Genomic DNA, 21367 nt, shown 5'->3' on the forward strand with positions numbered 1-21367 from the left:
ATCAAGTCCGGGGTGACGACGGGTTGAGGGCAGGGTGAAGAACCTAGGTGGAAGCTGCCGCCACCTTCTCGGCGATCTCGTCGTTGGTCGGATTGCGCCGCAAGGTCAGGCCGCCGTTCACCTGCAGGTTCTCACCCGTCATGAAGCAGTCGTCACGCGCGAGGAACACGGCGGCCGTGGCGATGTCGTCCGAAGTGCCGATGCGGCCCAGCGGATAGCCGGCGAGGAAGGCGTCGAACAGGCCGGGGACCTGCTTGGCCTCGGCGGTCATCGGCGTGTCGGTGAGCCCCGGCGAGATCGAGTTGGCGCGAATGCCCTCGTGCCCGAACTCGTGCGCGACGCAGCGGATGACGTGATCGGTGCCGGCCTTGGTGCCCATGTAGGCGGCGTGGTCGTTGAGCATGATCGTCGCCGTTGCCGAAGAGATCTGGATGATCGATCCGCCGCGCCCGCCGCGGCTTCGGGCCATCTTGCGGACCATCGCCTGGTAGAAGTGGAACGGCCCGACGAACTGCAATGCGGTCATTGCCATGACCTCGTCGTGGGTGGTGTCGAGGAACGGCTTGAGCAGGCCCCAGCCGGTCGCGTTGACGGCAATGTCGATGCCGCCGAGCGCCGCGTTCGCGGTATCGGCGAGTGCGTCGACGCTGGCCAGGTCGGTCAGGTCGCAGGTCGCCCAGGCGCAGCCCGTCTCGGCCGCGAAGGCGTCGAGCACGCGCCCCTTGCGCCCCGCGACGAGCACCCTGGCACCTTCGGCCAGGAAGCGCCGGGCGATGTGCTGGCCCATGTTGCCTTCGCTGCTGGCGCCGAGCACCACGGCGGTCTTGCCCGCAAGCTGTCCCATGGCATCGCTCCCTTGCCGTTTCGCGAGCGGGCTAGCACGGCCGGCGGTTCGCCAATCCTGACCAAAAATACAGTGGCCCACGCGCGGCCGAGCGGCGAGAAGGCGGCTCGACGAGAACGATAGGGTTGAGGAGCGCGCGATGGATCTCGGACTGAAGGGCAAGAAGGTCATCCTGACCGGCGGCAGCCGCGGCATCGGCCGTGCGGCGCTGGAGATCTTCGCCGAGGAAGGCGCCGACGTCGCCTTCTTCTCGCGCAATGCCGAGCAGGTCGCCGAGACCGTCGCCGCGCTGTCGCGCCACGGCGGCAAGGTGATCGGCGAGGCCTTCGATATGAGCGACCTCGACGCCTATGCCGCCTGGCTCAAGGCGGCGGCCGAGAAGCTGGGCGGCTGCGACGTCTTCGTCGCCGGCGCCAGCGCCTCGGGCTCGGGCGCGACCGGCGACTGGGACACCTGCTACAACGTCGACGTCAAGGGCACGGTCGTCGGCTGCGAGACGCTCGAGCCGTTCCTGGCGGACTCGGGCGAGGGTGCGATCGTCATCATGTCGAGCACGGCCGGCGTCGAGACCTTCATCGTCCCGCAGGCGTTCAACGCGCTCAAGGGCGCGCTGATCACCTATGCCAGCCAGCTCGGCCAGCAGCTCGGGCCCAAGGGCATCCGCGTCAACACCGTCTCGCCGGGGCCGATCACCTTCGCCGGCGGCAATTGGGAAGCGATCAAGGCCGGCGCGCCCGAGCTTCATGCCGCGACCGAAGCGCAGTTCGCGCTCGGCCGCTGGGGCGGGCCCGAGGAAGTGGCCAAGACCATCGCCTTCCTCGCCAGCCCGGCGTCATCCTACACCACAGGAACCAACGTCGTCATCGACGGCGGCTATACCAAGCGCGTGCAGTTCTAGGCGACTTTGGTTCCACTCCGCACCTGGCGCGGCGGACCTCCGGATCCGCCGCGTTTTTTCGTTTATATGGAGATCCCGCCAATTCACGTTACGTCGCCCCTGCGAAGGCAGGGGCCCAACCAAGCTATCGTCTTGCCACGGTAAGTGCCTGGAGGCGCGGTCAGTTGGCCCCCTGCCTTCGCAGGGGCGACGGAGAATGAGACCGATGGCCTGCGCCTACGAACGGGAAAGCCGTAGTCACCCGATCTTCAACACCAATTTCCCCGTATTCGCTCCGCTGAACAGGCGCATGAAGGCGGGGTAGGCGTTCTCCAGGCCTTCCTGGATGTCCTCGTCCATGCGCAGCTTGCCCTCGGCCACCCACTGCGCCATCGCCGCCGCGCCTTCGCCGAAGCGGTCGACATAGGCTGCGATGAGGAAGCCGTGGATCGTCGCCTGGCGCGCGATCACTTCCCAGAGATTGCGAATGCCGATCTTCTCGGGCGCGTTGTATTCGCTGATCAGACCGCAGAGCACGACGCGGGCATTGAGCGCCAGGTTGAGCAGTTCGGCGTCCATCACGTCGCCGCCGACGTTCTCGAAGACGATGTTCGCGCCATTGGGCGCCGCCGCGGCGATCTCGGCCGAGAGCGCGGCGACCGTTTTGCCCTTGTAGTCGATCGCCACGTCGAAATGGTAGTCCTCGATCAGCCGGCGGCACTTGTCGGCGCCGCCGGCGATGCCGATCACGCGGCAACCGGCGATCTTGCCGAGCTGGCCGACCACCGAGCCGACCGCACCCGCCGCGCCTGAGACCAGCAGCGTCTCGCCCCGCTGCGGCTGGGCCATGTCGAGCAGGCCGAAGTAGGCGGTGAGCCCCACGGCGCCGAGCACCGACAGGAAGTTCGAGGGCGAGGGGACCAGATCGACGTCGACCGGCATGGTGAAGCCGCCGGGCAGGGCCACCGAATAGTCCTCGAGCGCGTTGACCCCGAGCACCCATTGGCCGGGCCGGAAATCCGGGTTGTCCGAAGCGTGGACCGTGCCCACCGTCGTCGCGCGCACCGGATCGCCGAGCGGGATCGGCGGCATGTAGCTTTCGGCGTCGTCCATCCAGCCGCGCTGCGCGGGATCGAGCGAGGCGAAGCGGTTGCGCACGACGAAGCCGCCGGGCGGCGGCACCGGAACCGGGGTGTCGACCAGTTGGAAATCTTCGGGGACCGGCGCGCCCTGTGGCCGCCGAACTAGCAAGAATTGACGATTCCCGGTCATGAAGCCGCTCCGTAAATGACGGCTAGACCTCGCGCGGCGATGGGAAAGACGCACCTATTTCTTTTGGCAGTTAATCCCCCTCGGCCGATCGTAGCATACCCTGTTCGTACCAGCGGGCGGAAGTCCCGTGGACCATTGGGGGACTGAACTCATGCGCTTCGCATATCGTCGTTGCGCGCTCGTTGTAGCGCTTTCCACAACTGCGCTCGTCGGACTCGCGACGCCCGCATTCGCCGAAGGTGTCGCCGAGGAGCAGGCCTCGGATGCCACGGTCGATCCCAACGAGATCATCGTCTCGGCGCGCCGCCGCGACGAGACCTTGCAGGACACGCCGATCGCGATCACCGCGGTCAACGCGGCGATGATCGAGAACAAGGCAGCGATCAACTTGGGCGACCTGATGGGCGCCGCGCCGAACCTGATCATCACCAACCAGAATTCGGGCGCGGCCGCGGCCAACCTCTCGATCCGCGGCCTGACCTATGCCGACATCGAGAAGTCGCAGGAGCCCACGGTCGGCGTCGTCGTCGACGGTATCTTCATCGGCACCAGCACCGGCCAGTATTTCGACTTCTTCGACATCGAGCAGATCGAAGTGCTGCGCGGACCGCAGGGCACGCTGTTCGGCCGCAACACGATCGGCGGCGTGATCAACATCCGCCGCTCGCGCCCGACCGGCGAATTCGGCGCCAAGATCGAGGCGTCCTACGGCCGGTTCAACACCCTGGCGACGCGCGCCGTGATCAACGTGCCGCTGGCCGGCGATACCTTGGCCGCCAAGGTCTTCTATTTCCACAACGAGGCCGATGGCTGGTACAAGCAGGCGCAGACCGGCAAGCCGCGCGGCTTCTCGAACAACGAGAACTATGGTGGCTCGCTGCTGTTCAAGGCGCCGGGCGGCAATTTCGACGCGCTGATCACGGTCGAGCAGCAAGAACAGAAGATGGATCCGGTGGTCGCCGAGATCACCAAGACCGGCGAACTGTTCTGCACCTTCATTCCGGCCAACGAGTGCAACCGCAACCAGACCACCGACATCTACACGGTGTTCGGCCTGCCCAACGTCTCGCTCTACAAGGCGCCCTCGGTGACGGGCGAGATGAACCTCGACCTCGGCGGGGTGAAGCTGACCTCGGTCACCGGCTATCGCAAGATGACCGAGACGCAGACGCAGGACTTCGACGGTTCGACCGCCGATCTCTACTACGTGCTGCGCCAGCAGACCTACGACCAGTTCAGCCAGGAGCTGCGCGCCGCGGGCAAGATCGGCGACAGCTTCGACTACGTCGTCGGCGGCTACTACTTCCGCTCGAAGTACCAGCTCCAGCAGTGGACGCGCCTGTTCGCCTTCAACCCGGCGATCGCGCCCGAGGTGTTCGACACCAACCCGCAGCAGGTCAACGGCAAGACCACGTCCTATGCCTTCTTCGGCGACTTCAACTGGCAGTTCGCCGATCAGTGGCGCCTGTCGTTCGGCGGCCGCTTCACGCGCGATCGCAAGACCTTGCGCAACGCCTTCGGCGGCGTGCAGATCGGCCAGGGTTCGGACACGTTCAAGAAGTTCACGCCCAAGGTCGGCATCGACTTCCGTCCGAACGACGACATGATGCTCTATGCCTCGTGGTCGCGCGGCTTCCGTTCGGGCGGCTTCAGCCCGCGCGCGGGTTCGCCGGCCTCGGCCAGCCGCTCCTACCAGCCCGAGACCGTCGATTCCTACGAAGTCGGCGGCAAGTTCGAGCTGTTCGACCGCAAGCTGCAGTTCAACATCGCGGCCTTCTATTCGAAGTACAAGGACCTCCAGCAGAACACGACCCTGTTCTGCGGCGTCTGCGCGACGCAGAACGAGACGGTTACCTCGAACGTCGGTTCGGCGACGATCAAGGGCCTCGAACTCGACTTCACCGCGCGGCCCGCGGAAGGGCTGCGGATCACCGGTTCGCTCGGTCTGCTCGACAGCAAGTTCAAGGGTTTCGTCGTCGGCGGCATCTCGCCGGTCACCGGCCTGGTCATTCCTTTCGACTTCTCGAACAACGACCTGATCTACAACCCCGACGTCACGGCCTCGATCGCCGCCGACTACGAGGTGCCGACGAGCTTCGGCAAGGTCGTGGCCAATGTCGGCTATCGCTACATCGGCCGCTATGACCAGCAGATCTCGACCAACACGCTGACCGGCAATCTCACCACCGGCCCGGTCGTGGTCACCGGCAACGATCCGCGCGTCCGCACCGATCCGCAGGGCCTGCTCGACGCCAGCCTCTCGGCGCGCTTCACCATCGGCGACGATACCGAGGCCTACCTGACGGTGTTCGGCCGCAACCTCGCCAACGACAGGGGCATGACCCACGGTTTCACCGTCGGCGGCCTCTGGTCCTTCGCCACCGCCCGCGAGCCGCGCACCTACGGCGTGACGCTCGGCGTGAAGATGTAAACCCCACGATTGGAGACACCATGAGCCGCCTCAAGGACAAGATTGCACTGGTTACGGGGGCGGCTTCGGTGCCGGGGCTCGGCAGCGCCACGGCGCAAAGGTTTGCGGAAGAGGGCGCGATCGTCTGGCTGACCGACCGCGACGCCGAGGGCGCCGAGAAGGTCGCCGCGGCGATCCGCGAGAAGGGCGGCCGCGCCCGCTCGGCCGGGCACGACGTGACCAGCGAGGCCGACTGGGACCGCGTGATGAAGGACATCGACGGCGCCCACGGCCGGCTCGACGTGCTCGTCAACAATGCCGGCATCGCCGTGCTGCGCCCGATCGAGGAGATGACCCTGGCCGAGTGGAATCTCCAGAACGAGGTCAACCTGGCCAGCGTCTTCCTCGGCACCAAGCGCGCCGTTGCCATGATGCGCAAGGCCGGCAATGGCGGCTCGATCATCAATCTCTCGTCGGTCGCCGGCCTGTTCGGCGTGCCCGCCTGCGGTGCCTATGCTGCGTCGAAGGGCGGTGTCCGGCTGTTCTCGAAAGTCATCGCGGTCGAATGCGCGAAGGACAGGATCCGCTGCAATTCGGTCCACCCCGGCATGATCATGACCAACATGCAGGGCGTCGCCGCCGAGGACAACGCCGCCAACTACGACGCCACGGTCGCGCTGATCCCGATGGGCTACATGGGCGATCCGATCGAGATCGCGAACATGAACCTGTTCCTCGCCTCGGACGAATCGCGCTACGTCACGGGTACCGAGATGATCGTCGACGGCGGAATGTCGGCGCAGTGATCTTATCCTCCCCGGTACGGGGAGGTGGCAGCCCGCAGGGCTGACGGAGGGGGCTCTCGAAAAGCGCCGCGCTGACCGAGAGCCCCCTCCACCCCGCGCTTCGCGCGCGGTCCCCCTCCCCGTGCCGGGGAGGATTGGCTAGCTATCCCACCTTCACCACCACCTTGCCGATGTTCCCGCCGCTCAGCATGTGGGCATAGGCGTCGAGCGTCCGCTCGATCCCCGCGAATTCGTCGAGCCGCACCGCCAGCCGGCCGGCGTCATGCCAGGCGCGCAGCTGCGGCAGGAATTCGGCGCCGCGCTCCAGGAAGTCGGGGATGAAGAAGCCCTCGACCCGCAGACGCCGCATCAGGATCTGGTCGAAGCGCGCGGGGCCGGGCATCGGCCTGTCGCCGTCGTAGCTCGCGACGAGGCCGCAGATCGCAATGCGACCGTAATGCGCCATGTTGGGCAGCATCGCGTCGAGCAGCGGCCCGCCGACATTGTCGAAATAGGCGTTCACGCCGCCTTCGACGCTCGCCAGCACCGCGGCGACGTCCTCGCCGCGGTAGTCGATCGCCAGGTCGACGCCGATCTCCTCGCGCAGGTAACGGCACTTCTCCGCGCCGCCGGCGATGCCGATCACCCGCGCGCCGAGATTGCGCCCGACCTGGCAGGCCATGCTGCCCGTCGCGCCGGCCGCGGCCGAGACCGCGAGCCACTCGCCGGGCTTGACCAAGGCCACTTCCTTGACCCCGACATAGGCGGTCCAGGCGTTCATCCCCAGCGCGCCGAAATGCTGGCGCGGATCGGAGACGGTCTCGTCGAGCGCTTCGAGCCCGGCGAGATCGGGCACGACGTCGGCATAGTCGGCCCACTGGCCGAAGCCGCGGACGAGCGCGCCCTCGGCGAAGCGCGGATCGCGGCTTTCGGTCACGCGGCCCAGGCACAGGCCGATCATCTTCGAGCCCAGCGGCAGCGGCGGCTGATAGCCGTCGGTGCGCGGGCTCATCCACATGCGCGTGCCCGCGTCCATCGACAGCCACAGGGTGCGGATGCGCACCTGGCCTTCGCCGAGCGGGCCCAGCCTCTCCTCGCGCAGGCTCAGCGCCGCGGCGAAATCGCTGCCTTCGGGGTGGCGGTCCAATTGCCAGAAACGGTTGGTCGTCATGTCGGTTCTCCCGCCAGAAGGCCTGCCGGGCCGAAGTCCGGCGAGAACCTGCCCAAAGGGATAGGCCTAGTATTTTGGGGAGGAATCAAAGCGGCGGCGCGCGCCTAGAACCGCTCTCAAGTCAAATAATTGGGAGGTTTCAGGATGTCGCTTGCCAAGGCAGGCCTGCTCGCATCGAGCATTCTCGGTCTATCGCTGTCGGCCGTGCCGGCTCTGGCTCAAGATGCTGCTCCGGCCGCCGGTGGCGCGGTCGAGGAGCAGGGCGGCCTGTCCGACATCGTCGTCACCGCGCGCAAGCGCCAGGAGACCGCGCAGAGCGTGCCGGTGGCGGTGACCGCGATCTCGGAGGAGATCATCCTCCAGCGCGACATCACCTCGATCGAGAAGATCGCCGCCGCCACGCCGAACCTCACCGTCGGCCGCGCTTCGAACGGCTCGGGCGCGCAGCTGACCCTGCGCGGCATCGGCTCGTCCTCGACCTCGATCGGCATCGAACAGTCGGTCGCCGTGGTCGTCGACGGCGCCTATTACGGCCAGGGCCGCATCATCCAGGAGGGCTTCTTCGACCTCCAGCGGGTCGAAGTGCTCAAGGGACCGCAGGCGCTGTTCTTCGGCAAGAACGCCACGGCCGGCGTGATCTCGCTGACCACCAACGATCCCGGCTCCGACCCCGAATTCATCGCCCGCGCCGGCTACGAGTTCCGCTCGCGCCAGTACCAGGGCGAGATCATCGCCTCGGGGCCGCTGTCCGACACCTTCGGCGTGCGCCTGGCGGTGCGCGGCTCGAAGATGGACGGCGGCTATTTCCGCAACGTCTCGGTCAACCGCACCTATGTCACCGCCGACATCCAGAGCCTGCTCGCGGGCGGCAACGGCAACCCGATCAGTCACACCGCCACCCCGGCCGCGTCGCGATCGCCGGGCGAGGACGAGCTGCTCGCGCGCCTGACCTTGAAGTTCACGCCCAACGATCGCCTGACCGCGACGCTCAAGGCGGCCTACGACTACAACAAGGTCAACAACTCGTCGTGGAACTACGTCGCCTTCGATTGCGGCCTGGCCAGCGGGCTCAGCCAGCTGACCGGCTATCGCTGCGAGCGCGACTTCGTCACCCACCAGAACAACATGCCGGCCGACATCGCCGCGAACTTCCCCTATGCCGAGAAGGACGGCTCGCTCTACAACCGCTATCGCTCCTGGGCGCTCAACGGGAATATCGCCTACGAGCTCGACGGCCTGACGATCAGCTCGGTCACCAACTACAACACCAACAACAACCGCTGGGCCTGCGCCTGCGACTTCCAGACGAGCAATACCGGCCAGTGGGCCACCGAGAATTCGACCTGGAAGGCCTTCTCGCAGGAGCTGCGCGCGCAGACCACGCTCGACGGTCCGTTCAATGGCATGATCGGCGCGCTCTATCAGAAGACGCGGCGCGACTTCGGCCAATACATCGCCTTCGCCGGCCTGCGGAACAGCGCCGCCCCGGCCAGCGACCTCTACGTCGCCACCCGCAAGACCAGCTACACCAAGGGCGAGACCTTCGCCGTGTTCGGCCAGCTCTCGTGGAAGATCGTCCCGACGCTCGAGCTCGCCGGCGGCGTGCGCTACACGCACGAGACCAAGGACAGCTTCTTCACGCAGCCCTACAACAACCCGGGCGTGACCACGATCTTCCGTCCCGAAAACGATCCCGACGGGCTCGGTCGGATCACCGCCGACCAGACCTTCAACAACTGGTCGCCCGAAGTCACGCTGACCTGGAAGCCCAGCGACGACATCATGGTCTACGGCGCGTTCAAGACCGCCTACAAGTCGGGCGGCTTCTCGAACGGCGGCATCAACTCGAAGTTCTCGACCAATCCACTGGCCGACCTGACCTTCGATCCCGAACGCGCGCGCGGTTTCGAGGCGGGGATCAAGACCACCCTGGCCGACAATCAGCTGCGCCTGAACCTGACGGCCTTCACCTACAAGTACCTCGACCTGCAGGTGGACTTCTTCAACTCGCCGATCTTCGCGTTCCAGACGCTGACCGCCGATGCCAAGACCCAGGGCGTCGAGATGGAATTCGAGTACGCACCGCGCAGCGTCGACGGGCTCAATCTCCACGGCTCGCTCAACTACACCGACGCCAAGTACACCGATTTCCCCAATGCGCCCTGCTATGCCGGCCAGACGATCGCCGAGGGTTGCACCTTGATCGGCGGCATCTTCTCGAACCAGAACCTGACCGGCGCGGCGCTCTCGGTCGCGCCCAAGTGGACGGGCAATCTCGGCGTGGCCTACGACGCGCCGGTGGGTGACGGGCTCAAGTTCGGCATCAATGTCGATGCCCGCTACAGCGGCTCCTACCTCGCCTCGGGCTTCGGCAATCCGCGTTCGCGCCAGGACAAGTACGTCACGCTCGACGCCGGTATCCGCATCGGCGCCGAGGACGACAACTGGGAGATCGCGCTGGTCGGCAAGAACCTTACCAATGCCTTCTACGTCAGCGGCGTGGTCGATGGCCCCTCGACCGGTACGGGCACGGGCACGGCCGTGGGCACCAAGGCCGACCAACTCGGCTTCGCCAACCTGCCGCGCACGGTGCGGGTGCAGGTGACCAAGCGGTTCTGACGTTTCGCCAGCGACGAGACGGGAAGGGCGGGGCTGCGGCTCCGCCCTTTTCGTGCGAGGGGGGCGGGAGGGTGCTCGGGGCTCTGATCGGGATGACGAGAGCTTTGTGGCATTGGATGCCTATCGTTTATCCGCCGCTCCAAAGATGGCCTCAAATACGCGCGTCATAAGTTCGATAAGCAGCGCTGGGTCTGCCCTCACCAGCGGATCTAGCTGTAGCATTTGTCGATTCATCTGAAACCCGGCGACGATCGACAGGAAGATCGCCGCTCGCTCGGCGGCGTGCTGTCCCTTCAACAGGTCTTGCGCCGTGGCTTGGTGCGCGGCCAAGATCCGCTCACGCGCGATCCGCGCGGCCACAGGGCTTGCAGTGGAGCGGAATAGGATCAGGAAGCCGTCGAGCGGTTCGGCACCTTCTCCCGTCAGCCCGATCAGCGCCTCGGCGAACCTGCGCGCGATGTCCGGCGCTGCGAGGTTTGCTTCCGACAGGATCACCGGATCGCGCATGCTGTCGGTCACCACGTCGCCGAATAGCCCCTCTTTCGATCCGAAATAGCGACCGATCATCATCGCAGTGACACCCGCCCCCTCGGCGATGCCACGCAAGCCTACTCCGTCATAGCCATGTGCCGCGAACAGTCGCCGCGCCGATTTCAGGATTGCGGCGCGGGTGGCCTCGGCTTTGCTGGAACGTGGTGAAGGGGGTTGGTTGCTGGAATTCATTATACACCTGTAGACTCTCGTGCGATCACAATCTACAGGCGTAGACATATCGATCAATGGAGATTGTCATGACGAAGGTTCTGGTAACCGGCGGCACCGGGTTCATAGCGCAGCACTGCATCGTCGCCCTGCTCAACGCAGGCTACGACGTGAAGACCACCTTGCGGTCGCTGAAGCGCAAAGATGAGGTCATAGCCAGCCTCCGCGCTGGTGGGGTCGAACCGGGCGCTCGGTTGGAATTCGCGGTCGCCGATTTGATGGCCGATGACGGTTGGGCGGAGGCTGCTGCCGATTGTGAGTATGCCTTTCATGGCGCTTCGCCAACTCCGGCGGGCGATCAGGTAGCCGAGGACGATTGGGTTCGCCCTGCCGTCGAAGGCAACCTGCGTTTGCTGCGCGCGGCGCGCGATGCGGGCATGAAGCGCGTCGTGCTAACCTCAGCATTCGGCGCGGTTGGCGCGGGGCACAGGAAATCGATTGGCCGGCCGTTCGTCGAAACGGACTGGAGCGACCTCGATGGGCTGATTGCACCCTATCAGAAATCGAAGACGCTGGCAGAACTCGCATCATGGGAATTCATCGCGCGCGAAGGCCGTGGCCTGGAACTCGCGTCGATCAATCCGACAATGGTGCTCGGGCCCGCGCTCGGCGACTATTCGCATTCGATCCGCACCATCAAACAGATGCTCGACGGTCAGCCTGGCTGTCCGAAGATCAATACCTGCATCGTCGATGTGCGGGACGTCGCGGACCTGCACTTGCTCGCGATGACAGACCCTAAAGCAGCGGGGGAACGCTTCCTCGCGACCTCGGGCCACAGCATGTGGATGGTCGATATCGCGAGGCTGCTCAAGGATCGGCTCGGCCCCGTGGCAAACAAGGTCTCGACGCGTGAGCTACCCAACCTGCTCGTCCGAACGATCGCTATGGCGAACCCGTCCATGAAGGGGATCGTGCCATTGCTCGGCGTTAGACTCGACGCAAGCGGCGAAAAGGCGCAGCAAATGCTTGGATGGAGTCCGCGATCGCCAGAGGACGCGATTCTGGCGAGTGCGGAAAGCCTCGTGCGGCTCGGCGTGATTGGAGGCGGCAGCACTTGAGCATTTTGAAGAGTCAGCCTTGAGGATGAGCGGGTAAACAACGGCATCCACGGCCGACCAATTCTGATCGATATTGTTTGCCTGCGTCTTTAGCCCCCATGCCCGCTCGTTCTGAGCTTGTCGAAGCACCAGCGCCCGTTCTGCCAGCCCCCTTCGACAAGCTCAGGGTGAGCGGCGTTTGGGGTGACTGCCGCAGGTATGGCGAAACGCAGGGCGTACGACCGTTAAGGTCCGCGGAAAACCTCGCCGAAAGTCGATCCGCCGGCCAGCCCAGGCATAGGCGGCGTCTATGCGCCACATAGGGCTTTTGCTGCTGGTTCGGCGCTCGCTGGTTTGGGATTCGAAGCCTGCGGCAGGCGATGGCGCGGTTTTCGCGACGAGCCCTCGGTCCAGGGGAGTAGGCATAGTGAAATTTCGGGTCACGGGCGCAGGTTTTACCCTCACGATCCTGGCGATGACCGGAAATCCGGCCCTCGCGGAAACGCCTCAGGCCGTGCCCGCCAGCATGACGCCAGCGGCGCCGAAGCCGCTGTTCGTGGCTGCGGATTTCGCCGTTCCGACGCTGATCGAAGGGCCGGGCTTCAAGCTGGTCCCGCTGGGGCCCGATCTCGTGAAGGTCGATTTCGATGCCTACATGTCGTCGATCGAGCATCTGCAGCGGACCTTCTCGCGCAGCGACCGCTGGCCGCGCCAGGGCATCACCGATGCCGATGCGATGCAGGACATGCAGAACGAGCAGGCCCGCTTCAGCGGCCGCAAATCGTTCGCCTATGCCGTGCTCACGCCCGACGGCCGGCGCGAGCGTGGCAGCGTCTATGTCTCTCCGAGCCCGGTGAAAGGCCATGACGCCGTGGTCAGGATGTGGGTGACGAAAGCCGACTACGATGCGGGCTTCGACGCCGAGCTGTACCAGTGGGTGACCGCCTGGGTGCAGAAGGACTGGCCGTTCAAGAGCGCCGTCTATCCGGGGCGTTCGATCGAATGGGCCACCTGGGATTCGATGGTCGCCGCCAGCAAGGCCGGGCCGGCCGTATCCAAGTAGCCCGGAAGCCTCTCGCGCAGCCGGGCTCCGCTCGGAGATACGTGTCGACGGCGAGGGCATTCGTGTTACAGCGCGGCGTCGCTGACCTATTCCGGCTCGTCAGCGTATGGGCGACTTAGCGCGCTTCCGCCGCAGCAAGGTGCGTCACGTGAACAATGCCAGCACCAGCGGGGCGCGACCCACCATCCTGCTGCTCGAGGACGAGATGCTGCCCGCACTCGTCGCCGAAGGCGTTATCAGCGATGCGGGCTACGACGTCGTCGGGCCGGTTCCCAACGTCGAGCAGGCGCTGGAACTGCTGCGCGACAGCCGCGTCGATGCGGCCATTCTCGACCTCAATCTCCACGGCAGCTTCTCCTTCGACGTCGGCAATCGCTGCGACGCGCTGGGCATTCCTTGGGGCGTGACCACGGGATACGAGCCCCAGACGCTCGACCTGGCGGCGCGGAACATCCCGATCCTCGTGAAGCCCTTCACCGACGAGCAGCTGCTGGAGATGGTCGCGCGCCTGCTCGGTCGCTGAGGGGCTGTCCTACAGGACGAAATTCGGCCAGGCTGCAAGGCCGCGCCAAGGTGACACTTATCCCTTTTAGGACCGTGTCACTTTCGTCACCTTTGTCACCTTAGGCGGTCTAGAGTCCCGTCGGGGCATGCTGGCGGTGGATGTTGCGGAAGGTGCGGCTCTGGAACAGCCAGCGGCCGTCGCGCTTGACGCAGACGTCCTCGTAGGCGCCGCGATCGCGCTTGGTCAGGCCGTCCTGGTCGTAGATCTCGGAGGTGTAGCTGCGCATCGTCGCGCGGTCGCCGTCGACTTCGATCGCGCCGGGCCAGGCCTCGAACATGATCCCCGGATAGGCCTTCATCGCCTCGATCCACATCGCGACGATCGCTTCGCGGCCCTTGGTTGTGCCGAGCTCGGGATAGTCGGGCAGCGACCATTCGCCGTCCTCGGCCCAGGTCGCGCCCCAGGCCATGGAATCGTTGCGCGTCACCGCGTCGGCATAGGTCTCGAGCAGTTCGCGGATCGCCAGGCGGTCTTCGCTGGGGCCGGTGAAGGGCATCTTCGGTCTCTCCCTCTTGTATTCTTAGATCCGCACGATGGTCTTGCCGATCGTGCGACCGGACATCAGGTCGATGAAGGCCTCGGGCAGTTTCTCGAAGCCGTCGCGGACATTGGCGAGCGGCTTGAGCCGGCCGTCGGCAACCCATCCGTCGAGCTCGCGCTGTGCGCGTTCGAGCACCGCGGGATAGTCGTAAGTGATGAAGCCCTGCATCTTGATGCGGTTGACCACGAGCTGCCACAGCGTCTTCACGCCGTGCGGATGATCGGCGTCGTTGTACTGGCCGACCATGCCGCAGACGGGCACGCGCCCGTGCAGTCGCATCAACGGCAATACCGCCTCGAGCGTCTCGCCGCCGACATTGTCGAAATAGACGTCGACCCCTTCGGGTGCGACCTTGGCGATCTCGGCGGCGATGTCGGGGGTGGCGCGGTAGTCGATCGCCGCGTCGAAGCCGAGGCCGCGGATCACCTCGGCCTTCTCCGCCGAGCCGACCAGGCCCACGACTTTGCAGCCGTGCGCCCTGGCGATCTGGCCCACGGTCGAACCCGTGGCGCCGGCCGCGGCGCTGATCACCACGGTCTCGCCGGGCTTGGCCTCGCCGACGGCGAAGAGGCCGACCCAGGCGGTCAGACCGACCGGACCGAGCGCGCCCATGTAGTGATGGAGATCGGTGCCCGGTTGCGGGTCCACCACTTCGAGGCCCAGCGCATCGGCGCCGATGACGTAGTGATCGGACCATGTGGCGAAGGCGCGCACCAGGGTGCCGACCGGATAGGCCGGATTGTGCGAGACGACGACCTCGCCGAGCGACATGCCGGCGATCGGCGCGTCGATGGCCACCGGCGGCAGATAGCTCGGGCGATCGTCGAGAAAGCCGCGGATCGCCGGATCGACCGAGCCGACGCGCATCTTCACCAGGATCTCGCCGTCGCCGGGCTGCGGCATCGGCGCCTCGGCCAGCGCGAAGTCGCTGGGGAGGGGAACACCCTGGGGGCGGCGGACGAGGACGATCTGGCGCACGGTCTCCATCACCGGTTCATAGCGCCCGGACGAGGCCCGCACGGCTAGTTTATTCGCTAGGTTTCGCCATTGCGCGATTGTCCGCAATCTCCGCCCGACCAAGGAGAGGCGCCATGGCCATGACTCACGAAGACATGATCGCATTCGTCGACCAGCTCTATGCCGCGACCGGGGTGGGGGACTGGGACAAGGCCGCGGCGATGCTGACCGACGATTTCTTCGTCACCGAGGCGGAGGGCCTGCCGATGGCGGGAGTCTATCGCGGCAAATATGCGCTGCGCGACCTGTTCATCAAGGTGATGGGCATGCTCGACGTCGCCGCGCTCGATCGCACGCAGACGACTGCGGGCGGCGACTATGCCGTGACGATCCTGACGATGCGCTTCGCCGATCCCGCGATCCCGCCCGCCGAACTCTGCGAGCTGTTCCGGTTCCGCGACGGCAAGTGCTGCGAGATCAAGCCTTACTATTTCGACCCGCAGGCGATCGTCGCGGCGGCCCGCGCCAAGACCGCCGACTGACGGATGCCCCAGAACGGGGCTTGCGTGATTGAAGTTCGGGCACGAATTGGCCCGGCCGACGTTCTGTGCATTATGCTGACTTCCTGGGGCGATTCCGCACCTCTCGAGAAAGCCGCCGAACATGTCGGTCATTCGCGTTCTTCTGGTCGAAGATGAGCAAGGCATTCAGTTCATCGTCAAGCTCTCGCTGGAGCGAAGCGAGCGTTTCGACGTGACCTCGTTCGATTGTGGCGCCACGGCGCTCGAGAACCTGTCGAACTCGCCGGGACGCTATGATCTGGCGCTCGTCGATTTCCGGCTGCCGACGATGGACGGCGTCGATTTCATCCGCCAGGCGCGCGCTACGCAGGGCTACGAGGACCTGCCGGCGATCATCATTTCGGCCGCCTTGATGGATCCCGAGCTCAAGGAACTGCAGAAGACCGAACTGCTCGGCGTGATCGCGAAGCCGTTCAGCTTTCGCGCGCTGCCCGAGCAGGTGATGGACCTCTATGCCGGCCGGTCCGAGTGACGTCGCGGCCGGGTCCCTAGCCATCGACGGCTAGGGGGCGGGTTGCGTCGGGCGGGCTGCGGGCGGGTTCGCCGAAGCCTTGCGCGCGGCTTCGATCTGCGTGCCCACCGTCTCGATCGCGCGCCGCGCGGCTTCGCTGGCCCGCTCGATCTTTGCGCGTTGGGCCGGCGTCGCGCCCTCCTGTGCCAGACGGCCCAGCTCCTCGGCGAGCTTCGGATCGCCGACGTTGATCGAGACGTTGCCGATCTTGCCGCTGAGACCGCCCTTGTCGTCGATCCAGACGCGGACGTCGTCGGCGAGCTTCGCCGGGTCCTCGGCGGGCGCATCCTGTGGCTGCACCGGACCGCGGGGATTGGCGCGGCGCGGGCGGTCGGCGCGCTTGCCCAGGGCCTCGGCCATGAAGTCGCGCCAGATCCGTGCGGGCAATCCGCCGCCCGAGACGCCGACCAAGGGCGAATTGTCGTCCCTGCCCACCCAGACGCCGACGACGAGATCGCCGGCGTAGCCGACGAACAGCGCGTCGCGGCTGTCCTGGCTGGTGCCCGACTTGCCGTAGGCCGGCACGCTCAGCGCGGCGGCGCGCCCGGTGCCTTGCGTGACGACGCGGCGCAGCATCTGCTCGATGTCGTCGTGGACGCTCGATGGCAGGCTGTCCTGCCCGTCGAACAGGCTGGCCAGCCAACCCTTCGGCTCGACCTTGAACGGGCGGGGGGCCACCGGAAAGCGGTTCGCGGCGATTCCCGCATAGGCGGCGGTGAGTTCGAGCAGGGTCACGCTCGAGGTGCCGAGTGCAAGGCTGGGATCGCCGGTGACCAGCGGCGAGGCGATGCCCAGTTCGCGCGCCGTGGCGATGACCGCGCGATCACCGACCTTGTCGAACAGCCGCACTGCCGCGACGTTGCTCGACCGCGCGAAGGCGTCTTCGAGCGTCAGGCTGTCCGAATAGGTGCCGCCGAAGTTCTTCGGTCGATAGCTGCCCGCGGTGATCGGCTGGTTGGAGATCCGGTCGGACGGCTTCCATCCGTCGTGCAGCGCGGCGAGGTAGACGAAGGGCTTGAAGGTCGAGCCGGGCTGCCGGCGCGCCTGGGTGGCGCGATTGAACGGCGATGCTTCGTAATCGGTCCCGCCGATCATGGCGACGACCTCGCCGTTCGTGCGCATGGCGACCAGCGCGACCTGGGCCGCGCCGGGTAGGCGGCGTGTCGCCCGGCGAGCGGCGGCCTGCAGCCGTGCGTCGAGCGTGGTGGTGATCGTCTGCCGCGAATAGCCGACCTCGCTGAGCTTGCGGGCCTGCGGCAGCGCCCAGTCGGCGAAATAGGTGCCCGTGGGCAGCACGCTGCGTCGGCCCACTGCCAGCCGCGGGGCCGCGATCGTGGCGGCTTCCTTCTCGGTCAGGCTGCCCGTGGCGATCCTGGCCTTGAGCACCAGTTGCATGCGCGCCTTCGCGCTCTCGTAGTTGCTGGTGGGGGCGAGGCGGGAGGGCGCCTGGACCAGCCCCGCGAGCATCGCCGCCTGGCCCGGAGACAGCTTCTCGGGCTGGCGCGAGAAATAGTGGAGCGAGGCGGCGCGCAGGCCATAGGTGTTGTCGCCGAAATAGGCGTTCGAAAGATAGCGCTCGAGAATCTCGTCCTTGGTCAGCCAGATCTCGAGCCAGAACGCGATCAGCGCCTCGCGCGCCTTGCGCGTCAGGCTGCGCTCGGGCGTTAGGAAGGTGAATTTCGCGAGCTGCTGCGTGATCGTGCTGCCGCCCTGGGTGCGGCCCGTGGTCAGGTTGGTCCAGGCGGCGCGCGCCAGGCCACGCGCGTCGATCCCCCAGTGGCTGTAGAACCGCCGATCCTCGATCGCGAGGAAGGACTGGATGACGTGATCGGGGAGGGCGGCGGTCTTCACCGGCGCTTCGACGAAAGCGCCGTTGCGCGCGATCGGGGTGCCGTCCGCGGCCAGCAAGGTGATCTGCGGCGGTGCGATCGGTTCGAGCGATTTCGAGAGCGGCGCGGTGATCGCCAGCCAGCCGATCAGCAGAAGCAGCGTCAGCGCCGTGCCGGCCGCTATGCGGACTGCCCATTTCCGGCGCCGGCCGGGACGCGCTGGCGATGAGGACGCGACCGGCACCGCGGGAGATTCATGCGAATTCTCTTCGGGCGCAGATACAGGTTGGAATGGGAGCGGCTCGTCCATCAGGTGGGCGAGCATAGACGCATAATGCCATGAATGAAGGCTTGCTGAAACGGCGAGCGGTCGCGCCAAGGCGCCGCGCGCCATTCTCGCCTTGTCAGCTGCGCAAAGCGCCGATCGGCACCGTGCGGGAGTCGGTACCCGATCGCAGAACCTTGCCCGGCAGGCGCCCGGTGTGCACGCCATTCTCGACGATCACCGTGCCGTTGACGATGACGCGGTTGATGCCCTCGGCATCGGCGTAGACGCGGTAGGCTTCGGCGTCGCCGGGCAGGTCGTAGCGGAAGTAGGTGCGGCCGCGTCCCACGGTCTCCAGGTCGAAGATCACGAGATCGGCATGAAAGCCCTCGGCGATCTCGCCGCGATCCTTGAGGCCGAAGTAGCGGGCGGCGCGCTGCGTCATCTGGTGCACGGCCTGTTCGAGGCCGATGACCGCGTGTTCGCGCACGCCTTTCTGCAGGACCGTCGTCGAAAAGGCGAAGGTGTCGATCATGTCGAGGTGGGCGCCGGCATCCGATGCGCCGATCAGGGTGCGGTCGTCGGCCCAGACGCGGCCGCGGATGTCCCAGGTGGCCTGGTCGTTGCCGCCCATGTCGAAGGTCATGACGGTTTCGAGGTCGTCGGCGATCGCGACGTCGAGCAGGACGTCGATGACGCGCTGGCCCTGTTCGGCGGCGATGTCCTCGACGTTGCGGCCTTCGAGCGCCTTGTAGGCCGGCGATCGGATCGAACGCAGCGTGAGTTTGCCGAGATGCCCCTGGAACGACATCATCGTTCCGCTGGTTGCGAGAAGTTCGGCCTGGCGCGCCATCTCGTCGCGTGTTGCCGGGTCTTTCATCCGCTCGATCCGCGCCTCGGGCGGCAGGGCGAAGAGATCGCGCCAAATGCCCGGCAGGGCGTGGAGCGCGGTTTGCGATCGCAGGGTCAGGAACGACTGCGGCGTGGAGGGCACGGTCAGCGCGATGACCTCGCCGCCGCGCGCGCGGGCGAGGTCGGACACCGCGAGTTGCCGGGTGACGCGCTGCTCGGCATCGGGCGCGCCCGAGACCACGAGGATGTTCCAGTTCACGGGTCGGTCACCGGCGACCGAGAAGTCGGCCATCAGTTCGGCGGTGCCGTCGGGAAAGGTCGTGTCGGGCAGCAGTTCGAGGCCGGTGCCTTCGTGGTGGCGCACCACGCCGGCGAGCGCGACCAGTTCCTCCGGCGCCGCCCAGCGCGACGGCACCGGCTGGCCGTCGCCGTCGACGTGGCTCGGCGAGATCGTGGTCGAGAAGCCCATGGCCCCGCCGGCGAGGGATTCGCCGAGGAGCTCCTGCATTGCCTCGATCTCGGCCGAGGTGGCTTTCTCGCCGACCGCGCGCGGCCCCATGACGATACGGCGGATCGCGGAGTGCCCTGCGAAGAACCCCGCGTTGAGCCCCACGCGGCCATCGAGCCGGCCGAGGAATTCGGCGAACGACGACCAGTTCCACGGCACGGCCTGGTCGAGCGTTTCGAGCGGCATGCCCTCGACGCGGGCCAGCATCGGCTTGATGTAGCTCGCGGAGTCCTCGGTCAGCGGCGCGATCGAGAAGCCGCAGAACCCGCCGATCACCGTGGTGACGCCGTGGAAGCACGAGGGGCTGAGCGCCGGATCCCAAAAGGCCTGGGCGTCGTAATGGGTGTGCACGTCGATGAAACCCGGCGCGACGATGCGGCCGGTCGCATCGATCGTCTCGCGGGCGTCCTCCGCCACCGCACCCAACGCGAGGATGCGGCCATCGCGAATGCCGACATCGCCCCGATACTGCGCTCGGCCGGTTCCATCGACGATGGTTCCGCCGGTGATCTTTATGTCCAGCATGCGCTCTCCCCGAGGTATTTCTCGCTATCGACGGACTATCGATCAGCGAGGGCCGCTTTTCTGCGCATTCGGCGCTGCCGAATGGACATGGCGCGCGAGTTCAGTTGAGCGTTGAGCGAAAGCGCCGCGGGGTTTTCCCCGTCCAGCGCTTGAAGGCGCGGCCGAACGCGCCCTGTTCCGAATAGCCGAGCAGATAGGCGATGTCGTTCAGCGACACTTCGCGCTGTGCGAGATAGGCCTTGGCCGCGGCCATGCGCTTGGCGAGGAGCAGGTCCGAGAAGCTCGCGTCGACCTCGGCGAGATGCGACTGGAGCGTGCGCGCCGGCAATCCGAGTTTCTCGGCACAACGCTCGATCGAACAGGCGCCCGACGAGAGATCCCCTGCGATGTAGTCGGCCACGCGGTCGACGATGCCGTTTCTCTGCGCTGCGCGGACCCTGTCGAAATATCCCTTGATCAAAGAGAACACCAGGCGGTCGGCCGACGGCAGCGGGTTTTCCAGATAACGGCTAAGAAAGCCGATCGCGCTGAAGTCCTTGCCGGGCCGGAACGGGCAACCGAAGGCCTCGCCGATCGCCTCGTAGTCCGACTTCGGCGTATCGGTCGTCAGGATCACGTAGCTGGGGCGGAAGCCGTCCCCGCCGAGCATTTCGAGGAATTTCAGATTGAGGAAGGCCGCCTGGTAGACGACCTGGTTCGCCACCACGATGCCGGTCCGGGTGGGCCAGCGCAGTTCGGCGATTTCGCCGTCGCTGACGATCTCGAGCCCGCTTTGTGGTGCGTGGACGACGCGGCCGTACTCGACCTTGCAGTTCAAGGCCTGGCCGAAAGTGGCGGCGGCGCGGCTCAGCGCGGCGATCGAACCGAACACGTCAGGGCCCTGTCGGCTGGCCAGTCGGATGCCGAAGAGATTGTCGCTGAAATGGCGGCTGCAGTATTCGAGCAGCCCGACGAGGGTCTCACCCTCGATGTACATGTCGGCGCTGGCGATCGAGCGGGCGTCGAGCCCGAAGCGATCGAGCGTTTCGATCGGATCGCCGCCCAGCGTGTTGATCAGCGGAATGAAGCCCGTGAGGTGTGACGCGCGTATCTGCCCGGCCTTCGGCAGCACGTCCAAAGGGTTCTCTATGCAGTAGAAATGGCCGTCATGCATCGTTCCCTCCGGCGTGTTCATGCGGCGAGGATGCAGGCGCGAGCGGCGAATGTCGAGCAACCGCAAGGGCATGAAGATGCGCCCAGACCGGTAGGGCCGGCCTGGGCGCAGGTGGTGCGGCGCTCGTCAAGCGGAGGAGGTGTTGACGGAGAGGCGCACGGTCGGATCGGCAAGCGGCCGAACGACTTTGGTCGCTCCGTCGCGCGATGCGGTTCGCGCGACGGAGAACTCTTCCGG

The 21367-nt window shown here is 66.3% G+C and carries 18 protein-coding genes; 9 read left to right on the forward strand and 9 right to left on the reverse strand.

What is annotated here, in order from left to right:
* Window positions 1-43 precede the first annotated feature (43 nt).
* Window positions 44-844, reverse strand: a complete 801-nt coding sequence (locus OLX23_RS18265; RefSeq protein WP_264446470.1) for an SDR family NAD(P)-dependent oxidoreductase — start codon at window positions 842-844, stop codon at window positions 44-46.
* A 139-nt stretch (window positions 845-983) separates the two neighbouring features.
* On the opposite strand from OLX23_RS18265, the gene OLX23_RS18270 reads away from it, so the two are divergent.
* Complete coding sequence (locus OLX23_RS18270) at window positions 984-1742, forward strand: SDR family NAD(P)-dependent oxidoreductase (RefSeq protein WP_264446471.1); 759 nt, start codon at window positions 984-986, stop codon at window positions 1740-1742.
* Between the two features lie 237 nt (window positions 1743-1979).
* Here the strand turns inward: OLX23_RS18270 and OLX23_RS18275 are convergent, their stop codons facing one another.
* Window positions 1980-2993: an NADP-dependent oxidoreductase gene (locus tag OLX23_RS18275; RefSeq protein WP_264446472.1), complete on the reverse strand. Its 1014-nt coding sequence runs from the start codon at window positions 2991-2993 to the stop codon at window positions 1980-1982.
* A 151-nt stretch (window positions 2994-3144) separates the two neighbouring features.
* Between OLX23_RS18275 and OLX23_RS18280 the strand changes: the two genes are divergently transcribed.
* Window positions 3145-5424 (forward strand): TonB-dependent receptor, encoded by a 2280-nt coding sequence (locus tag OLX23_RS18280; RefSeq protein WP_264446473.1) that lies wholly within the window; start codon window positions 3145-3147, stop codon window positions 5422-5424.
* Between the two features lie 20 nt (window positions 5425-5444).
* Window positions 5445-6209, forward strand: a complete 765-nt coding sequence (locus OLX23_RS18285) for an SDR family NAD(P)-dependent oxidoreductase (RefSeq protein WP_264446474.1) — start codon at window positions 5445-5447, stop codon at window positions 6207-6209.
* A gap of 142 nt (window positions 6210-6351) precedes the next feature.
* Here OLX23_RS18285 and OLX23_RS18290 read toward each other — a convergent pair whose 3' ends face one another.
* On the reverse strand, window positions 6352-7359 hold the full coding sequence (locus OLX23_RS18290) for an NADP-dependent oxidoreductase (protein ID WP_264446475.1): 1008 nt from the start codon (window positions 7357-7359) through the stop codon (window positions 6352-6354).
* Between the two features lie 144 nt (window positions 7360-7503).
* Here OLX23_RS18290 and OLX23_RS18295 point away from each other — a divergent pair, with 144 nt between their 5' ends.
* Window positions 7504-9978: a TonB-dependent receptor gene (locus tag OLX23_RS18295; RefSeq protein WP_264446476.1), complete on the forward strand. Its 2475-nt coding sequence runs from the start codon at window positions 7504-7506 to the stop codon at window positions 9976-9978.
* Between the two features lie 120 nt (window positions 9979-10098).
* Here the strand turns inward: OLX23_RS18295 and OLX23_RS18300 are convergent, their stop codons facing one another.
* Window positions 10099-10701, reverse strand: a complete 603-nt coding sequence (locus OLX23_RS18300; RefSeq protein WP_264446477.1) for a TetR/AcrR family transcriptional regulator — start codon at window positions 10699-10701, stop codon at window positions 10099-10101.
* Window positions 10702-10769: 68 nt separating this feature from the next.
* Between OLX23_RS18300 and OLX23_RS18305 the strand changes: the two genes are divergently transcribed.
* The 3 genes from OLX23_RS18305 to OLX23_RS18315 all read left to right on the forward strand — a co-directional run bounded on the left by OLX23_RS18305 (window position 10770) and on the right by OLX23_RS18315 (window position 13366).
* Window positions 10770-11801: an SDR family oxidoreductase gene (locus OLX23_RS18305; protein ID WP_264446479.1), complete on the forward strand. Its 1032-nt coding sequence runs from the start codon at window positions 10770-10772 to the stop codon at window positions 11799-11801.
* Window positions 11802-12207: 406 nt separating this feature from the next.
* A complete protein-coding gene (locus tag OLX23_RS18310) occupies window positions 12208-12843 on the forward strand; it encodes a twin-arginine translocation pathway signal protein (RefSeq protein WP_413629918.1) in 636 nt (211 codons plus the stop codon).
* A gap of 148 nt (window positions 12844-12991) precedes the next feature.
* On the forward strand, window positions 12992-13366 hold the full coding sequence (locus OLX23_RS18315; protein ID WP_264446480.1) for a hypothetical protein: 375 nt from the start codon (window positions 12992-12994) through the stop codon (window positions 13364-13366).
* Window positions 13367-13475: 109 nt separating this feature from the next.
* Here the strand turns inward: OLX23_RS18315 and OLX23_RS18320 are convergent, their stop codons facing one another.
* Together OLX23_RS18320 and OLX23_RS18325 are read right to left on the reverse strand one after the other, a co-directional pair.
* Window positions 13476-13904, reverse strand: a complete 429-nt coding sequence (locus OLX23_RS18320; protein WP_264446481.1) for a nuclear transport factor 2 family protein — start codon at window positions 13902-13904, stop codon at window positions 13476-13478.
* 24 nt (window positions 13905-13928) lie between these two features.
* Window positions 13929-14936: an NADP-dependent oxidoreductase gene (locus tag OLX23_RS18325; RefSeq protein ID WP_264446482.1), complete on the reverse strand. Its 1008-nt coding sequence runs from the start codon at window positions 14934-14936 to the stop codon at window positions 13929-13931.
* Between the two features lie 104 nt (window positions 14937-15040).
* Here OLX23_RS18325 and OLX23_RS18330 point away from each other — a divergent pair, with 104 nt between their 5' ends.
* Both OLX23_RS18330 and OLX23_RS18335 read left to right on the forward strand, forming a co-directional pair.
* On the forward strand, window positions 15041-15448 hold the full coding sequence (locus OLX23_RS18330) for a nuclear transport factor 2 family protein (RefSeq protein ID WP_319641336.1): 408 nt from the start codon (window positions 15041-15043) through the stop codon (window positions 15446-15448).
* A gap of 121 nt (window positions 15449-15569) precedes the next feature.
* Window positions 15570-15959: a response regulator gene (locus OLX23_RS18335; protein ID WP_264446484.1), complete on the forward strand. Its 390-nt coding sequence runs from the start codon at window positions 15570-15572 to the stop codon at window positions 15957-15959.
* A gap of 30 nt (window positions 15960-15989) precedes the next feature.
* On the opposite strand, the gene OLX23_RS18340 is transcribed toward OLX23_RS18335, so the two are convergent.
* From OLX23_RS18340 to OLX23_RS18350, 3 genes are all read right to left on the reverse strand, one after another.
* Window positions 15990-18137 (reverse strand): transglycosylase domain-containing protein, encoded by a 2148-nt coding sequence (locus tag OLX23_RS18340; protein ID WP_264446776.1) that lies wholly within the window; start codon window positions 18135-18137, stop codon window positions 15990-15992.
* Window positions 18138-18231: 94 nt separating this feature from the next.
* Window positions 18232-19977 carry an N-acyl-D-amino-acid deacylase family protein gene (locus OLX23_RS18345; RefSeq protein ID WP_264446485.1) on the reverse strand — a complete coding sequence of 582 codons (1746 nt, stop codon included), beginning with the start codon at window positions 19975-19977 and terminating at the stop codon, window positions 18232-18234.
* 100 nt (window positions 19978-20077) lie between these two features.
* Window positions 20078-21130, reverse strand: a complete 1053-nt coding sequence (locus OLX23_RS18350) for an AraC family transcriptional regulator (protein ID WP_264446486.1) — start codon at window positions 21128-21130, stop codon at window positions 20078-20080.
* Between the last annotated feature and the right edge of the window lie 237 nt (window positions 21131-21367).

It is taken from the genome of Novosphingobium sp. JCM 18896, assembly GCF_025938095.1.
GTDB lineage: Bacteria > Pseudomonadota > Alphaproteobacteria > Sphingomonadales > Sphingomonadaceae > Novosphingobium.

Bases quoted from the DNA above. Each gene is read 5' to 3' on its own strand.
- OLX23_RS18265 (WP_264446470.1), bottom strand. From the start codon at position 844: ATGGGACAGCTTGCGGGCAAGACCGCCGTGGTGCTCGGCGCCAGCAGC.
- OLX23_RS18330 (WP_319641336.1), top strand. From the start codon at position 15,041: ATGGCCATGACTCACGAAGACATGATCGCATTCGTCGACCAGCTCTAT.
- OLX23_RS18345 (WP_264446485.1), bottom strand. From the start codon at position 19,977: ATGCTGGACATAAAGATCACCGGCGGAACCATCGTCGATGGAACCGGC.
- OLX23_RS18270 (WP_264446471.1), top strand. From the start codon at position 984: ATGGATCTCGGACTGAAGGGCAAGAAGGTCATCCTGACCGGCGGCAGC.
- OLX23_RS18280 (WP_264446473.1), top strand. From the start codon at position 3,145: ATGCGCTTCGCATATCGTCGTTGCGCGCTCGTTGTAGCGCTTTCCACA.
- OLX23_RS18325 (WP_264446482.1), bottom strand. From the start codon at position 14,936: ATGGAGACCGTGCGCCAGATCGTCCTCGTCCGCCGCCCCCAGGGTGTT.
- OLX23_RS18290 (WP_264446475.1), bottom strand. From the start codon at position 7,359: ATGACGACCAACCGTTTCTGGCAATTGGACCGCCACCCCGAAGGCAGC.
- OLX23_RS18340 (WP_264446776.1), bottom strand. From the start codon at position 18,137: ATGGACGAGCCGCTCCCATTCCAACCTGTATCTGCGCCCGAAGAGAAT.
- OLX23_RS18300 (WP_264446477.1), bottom strand. From the start codon at position 10,701: ATGAATTCCAGCAACCAACCCCCTTCACCACGTTCCAGCAAAGCCGAG.
- OLX23_RS18275 (WP_264446472.1), bottom strand. From the start codon at position 2,993: ATGACCGGGAATCGTCAATTCTTGCTAGTTCGGCGGCCACAGGGCGCG.
- OLX23_RS18285 (WP_264446474.1), top strand. From the start codon at position 5,445: ATGAGCCGCCTCAAGGACAAGATTGCACTGGTTACGGGGGCGGCTTCG.
- OLX23_RS18295 (WP_264446476.1), top strand. From the start codon at position 7,504: ATGTCGCTTGCCAAGGCAGGCCTGCTCGCATCGAGCATTCTCGGTCTA.
- OLX23_RS18350 (WP_264446486.1), bottom strand. From the start codon at position 21,130: ATGCATGACGGCCATTTCTACTGCATAGAGAACCCTTTGGACGTGCTG.
- OLX23_RS18320 (WP_264446481.1), bottom strand. From the start codon at position 13,904: ATGCCCTTCACCGGCCCCAGCGAAGACCGCCTGGCGATCCGCGAACTG.
- OLX23_RS18305 (WP_264446479.1), top strand. From the start codon at position 10,770: ATGACGAAGGTTCTGGTAACCGGCGGCACCGGGTTCATAGCGCAGCAC.
- OLX23_RS18335 (WP_264446484.1), top strand. From the start codon at position 15,570: ATGTCGGTCATTCGCGTTCTTCTGGTCGAAGATGAGCAAGGCATTCAG.